General features: G+C 43.2%; 5 protein-coding genes. 3 read left to right on the forward strand and 2 right to left on the reverse strand.

Annotation, left to right across the window (positions count from 1 at the left end; translation table 11 throughout):
• A partial coding sequence (locus ABI367_RS04610) for an OstA-like protein (RefSeq protein ID WP_462226935.1) occupies positions 1-1360 on the reverse strand: 1360 nt, incomplete at its 3' end.
• Positions 1361-1411: 51 nt separating this feature from the next.
• Between ABI367_RS04610 and tilS the strand changes: the two genes are divergently transcribed.
• Complete coding sequence (tilS, locus tag ABI367_RS04615; protein WP_462226937.1) at positions 1412-2746, forward strand: tRNA lysidine(34) synthetase TilS; 1335 nt, start codon at positions 1412-1414, stop codon at positions 2744-2746.
• A complete protein-coding gene (locus ABI367_RS04620; RefSeq protein WP_462226939.1) occupies positions 2747-3229 on the forward strand; it encodes a hypothetical protein in 483 nt (160 codons plus the stop codon).
• 70 nt (positions 3230-3299) lie between these two features.
• Here the strand turns inward: ABI367_RS04620 and ABI367_RS04625 are convergent, their stop codons facing one another.
• On the reverse strand, positions 3300-4262 hold the full coding sequence (locus ABI367_RS04625; RefSeq protein ID WP_462226940.1) for an isopenicillin N synthase family dioxygenase: 963 nt from the start codon (positions 4260-4262) through the stop codon (positions 3300-3302).
• Between the two features lie 170 nt (positions 4263-4432).
• On the opposite strand from ABI367_RS04625, the gene ABI367_RS04630 reads away from it, so the two are divergent.
• On the forward strand, positions 4433-6250 hold a 1818-nt coding region (locus ABI367_RS04630), incomplete at its 3' end, for a DUF6600 domain-containing protein (RefSeq protein WP_462226942.1).

Raw genomic sequence — 6250 nt, forward strand, 5'->3', positions numbered from 1 at the left:
TCGGAGCCGACTTTTTGGCGGCTACAGGTAGTTTTGGCTTCCCAAAAATGTCGCGGTGAAAATAGCTGGTGTCATTGGGCATTTTAGGCGGGGTAACAGAAAGAAATTTTGCTTTTGTTGTGTACACAATATGTGGTTTCACCTTTATTGAAGTATCACGATTAGCGGCCAGCCACCGCTCCTGCTGTAAATCTTTTAAATCCTTAAAAGTAACTATTCGGGTTTCCAGCGTATCGGCACCCATATAAAGGGTATCGCGCTTGACTTTGTCGGGTGCTTTGGTTAATGAATCTGTTTTGTTTTTTGCTGTAGATTTAGCCTTATCTAATCCCAGCAATTTCACCGTGGCAGAATCCGGCTTTTGTTTGTTATTGCCCTTATCCAACCCCAGCAGCTTAACTGTAGCGGCGTTAGGCTTGGGCGGCGTGCCGGTTTTCTTTAATGTATCCGCTTGGGTCCCGGTAGTATCCTTTTCTTCAGTAACAAATATCAGGTATGGGTGTTGAGTTATAACAGCCCTCTCACCTTCTTTAAAATATTCGCCCAAGTCGCCCTTTATGGTCATTTTTTGTTCGTTATCATTAAAAATAACATTACGGGTGGCGCGGCCATAACCTTTAAGTTTATCGTAAAACAAACTATCACCTGTTAATGATTTTGTGCCCTGTTTATACAGGTTTTTTTTACCAAAAAAAGCCTGCTCGGTCTCGGTATTATAAGTGCCATTTTCGGTATACAACGTGTCATTATCTTTTTTGCCCAATATATGTGTAGGCCCGTAAAAGTAAGTTATACGTGTACCCGAATTATAACGCATGGTATCGGTTTTTATAATGGCATCAGGCGTGGTAGAAACCACATCGTACCTGAAATATGCATCGCGCGAGTTAGAAAAATAAAAGCCATTCTTGCTTACCAGGGTGTTATCTTTATCAACCAGTTTACCCCCACCGGTATAGTTGCCTACGCGGGTGGCTGTATTATAAACAAGGTAATTGGTGGTTAACGTAGCTGAACGGTCAACCATTTTAACATTATTAGTTAGAATGGCAATTTTGGTATTGCCATTATAGTTAAGCTTATCCGAAAAAATATTCAGCGTGTCGCCCTGGTTTATATTTACATGGCCAAAGGCATCAAAAGCATTTTGATCGGGATAAAACAATGTACTGTCTGCCCGCAGTGTAGAGTAATCCTGTTTAAAAACCCCGTTCTTAACCTTTTCAATGTTTTTGCCCTTCGGCCCCTTATACATTTCGATACTTGTAGAAGAGATCAGATCCACCCTTGACGTTTTTTTTTGCCCCATAACCCGGGCAAAAACCAATAATAACAATATACTGAGGGTGTATTTATTCACAATGGCAAAATTAGTTTTTTGTTGGGGGTTATTAAATTATAATTTTGATGTATGTTTCCTGTTAAACGTTTTACTGATTTTATAGCGCAAAACAATTTGTTTACGCCCCAAAATAAAGTTTTGGCTGCAGTAAGCGGTGGCATGGATTCTGTTTTGATGGTTCATTTGTTAAAAGCTGCCGGCTTTAACTTTGCTATTGCCCATTGTAATTTTCAACTGCGTGGTCCGGAATCAGCCGCCGATGAAGCCTTTTGCCAAAAACTTGCCCAACAAATGGAGGTCGGGTTTCATGTGGTAAAATTTGATACACAACAATACGCTGCCGAAAATAAAGTATCCATACAAATGGCCGCCCGTAACCTGCGTTACCGGTGGTTTGAACAAATAGCCCAGCAACATGGCTATACCGCTATTGCATTGGCGCATCATCAAAACGATACTATCGAAACAATATTGTTAAACCTTACACGTGGTACCGGCATCGCTGGGCTGCATGGCATTTTGCCCCAAAATGGCATGTTGGTTAGGCCCTTATTGTTTTTAAATAGAGATGAAATACAGGCGGTTATCAGCGAAAACAATATCGCCTATGTGGAGGATAGCTCAAATGCCTCAACCAAATACGCACGTAATAAAATAAGGCACGAGGTGATACCGCATCTTAAAGCACTTAACCCCAATTTGGAAGCTACGTTTGAAAATAACCTGCAACACTTTAGGGAGCTGGAGCAGCTGCTTGAACTAACTGTTGCCAACATGAGGCAGCAAATTATGATAGTAAAAGGCGATGAGGTGCATATAGCTGTACGGGGTATACAGGCACTAAAACCGCAAAGCCTGCTGCTTTATAAATTATTACAGCCCTACGGGTTTAATGAAACAACAATTGGTGATATATTAAGCAGTTTAGATAAACATGCGGGCAGGGTATTTGAATCAGAGGGCTATAAGTTGGTGCTTGATCGCGCGCAATATATTCTATCCCCTAAAAAGAAAAATACATTACAAGCGTTGTTAATTAACGAAGCCGACCATACTATACATTATGGTGCTTACAGGCTAACACTATTGCATGACGATAGCGCGTTAATCATAAAAAACAACCCTATGGCGGTAGCTATTGATGCCGCTTTATTGATTTATCCATTAACCGTCCGCGCATGGCAAACAAGCGATTATTTTTACCCGCTGGGCATGAAAACACGCAAAAAGCTCAGTGATTTTTTTATTAACCAAAAAATTGCACTGCACGAAAAAGCGGAAATACCGATATTAGTAAATGGCAACGGAGATATTATATGGATAGGCGGGTACAGACCTGATGATCGTTATAAAGTAACAAATAACACCAAAAAAGTAACTATATTCGAACTGTTTAAATTATAAATGAGCGATAAAGCAGTTTTTACCGAGAAGCAATACCTGGGCAGGGAATTTATACCTACTACCATAAGGGTGGTTTTGGCCCTGTTTTGCTTTGCCATTTATTTTTTTACCGATGAGCGCGAAACAAGCGGAAACTTATTGCTGGTAGTGGGTATAGCTATTATTGTAATATCAGTTATCCTTCGATTTATGCTGCACTTTAGCACCCGTGTGCAAAATAAAAGTATTTTTTTAGATGGGTTATGGACAGCCCGCCTGGTAAAAATAGACCTAAATAGCATTGTTAAAGCCGAAAAGGGCTTATACAGCCGCTACTTATTTAATAATCCGGTTTATAACCTGCATAGCCGGGGCACTATACGTTTTTATGCTGCCGGCAATGATGCTGTTTATTTAACAGACCGTGACGGCCTGGTTTACATCATCGGTTCGCGCCAATCAGATGAATTGTTAAAAGCCATACTGGCAGAGATGAAACGATAGCTTTTAGTTTGCAGTTTTGAGTGGGCAGTTTGCAGCAGACCATGCCAACTGCAAACTACCAACTGCTAACTTACTTCTTCAATCCAATTTCTCTTAAACGCTCATCCAGGTATTCGCCTGCGGTAATATCCTCATATTTTTTAGGGTGATCGGCATCAATGGTTGAAGGCAGTGAAGTTAGGTCCATGTTAGATACCGGGTGTAAAAAGAATGGTACCGAATAGCGCGAATTTTTCATCAGTTCGCGCGGAGGGTTAACCACCCGGTGCGTGGTTGATTTGAGTTTGTTGTTGGTTAAGCGCTGCAGCATATCGCCCACATTAACCACCAGATCCTCGCCATGTGCCTTAACCGGGAACCATTCGTTGTCGCGGGTTAGCAATTCAAGCCCGTCAGCACTAGCACCAATTAATAAGGTTATCAGGTTAATATCTTCGTGTGCACCGGCCCTTACGGCATCAGGGGGCACCGAATCCGGATCTTCAATAGGAAAATAGTGCAGCGTACGCAGTATGGAGTTGCCATTATGCACTTTATCGTCAAAATAGTTTTCGGGCAGGTTTAAATAAACAGCAATGGCCCGAAGTAAATATTTACCCGCATCTTCCAGTTTTTTGTAAACCTCAAGGGTTACTTTATTAAATGCCGGTAATTCATCAACCATCAGGTTGTCGGGATAATCTTCCTTAATTACATTGCCATCGGTTACGGTTTGGCCTATTTGCCAAAATTCTTTCAGATCGGGCGTTTTAAAACCTTTGGCAGTTTCCTTGCCCTTTCCGGTATAACCGCGCTGGCCGGCCAGTTCGGCTATTTCATATTTCTGCTTAACGCTGTCGGGTAATGCAAAAAGGGTCTTTACCTGCGCATACAGATCATCAATTAATTGTTTTGATAAACCATGATTAGTTATGGTAACAAAGCCGGTTTCGTTAAAGGCTTTACCAATATCTTCCGAAAACTTTTTGCGTGCCGCGGCATCGCCATTTATATAATTGTTTAAGTCAAGTCGTGGAATATTTACTGTACTCATTATTTTATGGGATTAAAATCAGTTAAAAAAACTAAAGATAGAATAATTTATAAACACATTATAGCTATTTACGCCGGTAAACAATTATAATAAAACAATTAACCCGCTAAACGTTTTATAGTTTGTATTGTCCATATAATAAATACAAATATTACTCAATTATAAATATTATGAAGTTTCTAAATAAAATGTGGGGTGTAGGCTTGTTAGCCCTTATGCTGATCATGGCAGCCCCCGCTAAAAGTACCGCGCAGAGTGAATATATATCCGATCAGGATTTTTATGACAATCTGGCCCCCTATGGTACCTGGGTTAATGACCCTCAGTACGGTGATGTTTGGGTGCCCGATGTTGATGGAGATTTTAGGCCCTATGCCACACAGGGGCATTGGGTATTAACCGAATATGGTAACACCTGGGTATCAGATTATCCCTGGGGATGGGCCACCTTCCATTACGGACGCTGGCGCTTTGATGATTTTTATGGCTGGGAATGGATACCGGGCTATGAATGGGCCCCGGCATGGGTTAGCTGGCGCCAGGGCGGCGGCTATTATGGCTGGGCGCCACTATCGCCGGGTATTGGTATCAGCATATCTATAGGCGGCGGCTATATTCCAAACGATTATTGGACATTTGCTCCTCAGGCCTATATTACCAGTCCTTACATATATAACTATTATGTACCACATACAAGGGTTGCTAATATAATACGCAATGCAACTGTAATTAATAATTACTATTCAAATGGTGGCAACCGTTACATAGCAGGACCACGTGTACAAGATATTGAGCGTGTAACGCGCCGCAGACCTGAAATATACCGCATTAACAATGCTAACAGACCGGGAGTTATAAATATTAATAATAATACAGTTAATATATACCGCCCTACTGTAAGGCGTGCGCCTGATGCCCGCCCTGAACGTGTGGTTGATGGTAATGCCTATAAACAACAAAACCCCGACCAACGTATCGCCCGTCGTGGAACGGGAGTTACAGCAGCTAATAATCATGATAATGCGGCAAAATTAGCCGGAGTTGCACATAGTGATGCACCCAACAATAATGTTGTGCGTGTGAATAATAACAGACCAAATAATAATCAGCCAGATAACAGGGTTGGGCAACCAGGCAACCGCGGACAACAAAACCGTCCGGGTCAAAATAATGTTCAGCCGGGCAATGCGCCCAACAACAATCAACCTGATAGCCGGGCAGGGCAACCGGGTAACCGCGGACAACAAAACCGGCCTGGCCAAAATAACCCTCAACCGGGTAATGTGCCCAATAATAACCAACCGGATAATCGCGCCGGGCAACCAGGCAATCGTAATCAACAAAATGGCCAGGGTCAAAACAATATTCAGCCCGGTAGTGTGCCAAATAATAACCAGCCCGGCCAACCGGGCAATAGGGGTTTCCGTGGCAGACCAGAAGATAGGCCTAACATTGCCCCGCCAAATAATAATGCACAACCTGTAGCACCGGCACAAGGTAACCCGGCGCAACCAGGTAATAGACGTGATAACGGGCAAGGTCGCCCCAATGGTGCGCAGTTTAACCGCCCGGCACAAAATGATGCAGCTGCCCAGCAACAGGCGGCCCAACAGCAACAGGCCCAGGATGTGCAACGCCAACAAACGATGCAGCGGCAGCAGGATGTGCAACGCCAACAACAAGCACAGCAACAACAAAATGCTCAACTTAAACAGCAAGAAGCGCAACGCCAACAATTGATGCAACAACGTCAGCAGCAGCAACAGGCTCAACAGCAAGAAGCGCAACGCCAACAGCAACAAGCGCAGCAGCAACAGAACGCACAACGCCAACAATTGATGCAACAACGTCAGCAGCAACAACAGCAACAGCAAAAGCAGCAACAAGACGCGCAACGTCAGCAACAACAGCCTCAGCAAAAGCCGCAACAGGACGCCCCACGTCAGCAGGAGCAACCGCAAAGGCAGGCCAGACCAGCAAGAGAAGCA

It is taken from the genome of Mucilaginibacter sp., from assembly GCF_039935595.1.
In the GTDB taxonomy this organism is placed as follows: domain Bacteria; phylum Bacteroidota; class Bacteroidia; order Sphingobacteriales; family Sphingobacteriaceae; genus Mucilaginibacter.

Coding starts and splice junctions, on each gene's coding strand:
- tilS (WP_462226937.1), top strand. CDS start 1,412: ATGTTTCCTGTTAAACGTTTTACTGATTTTATAGCGCAAAACAATTTG.
- ABI367_RS04620 (WP_462226939.1), top strand. CDS start 2,747: ATGAGCGATAAAGCAGTTTTTACCGAGAAGCAATACCTGGGCAGGGAA.
- ABI367_RS04625 (WP_462226940.1), bottom strand. CDS start 4,262: ATGAGTACAGTAAATATTCCACGACTTGACTTAAACAATTATATAAAT.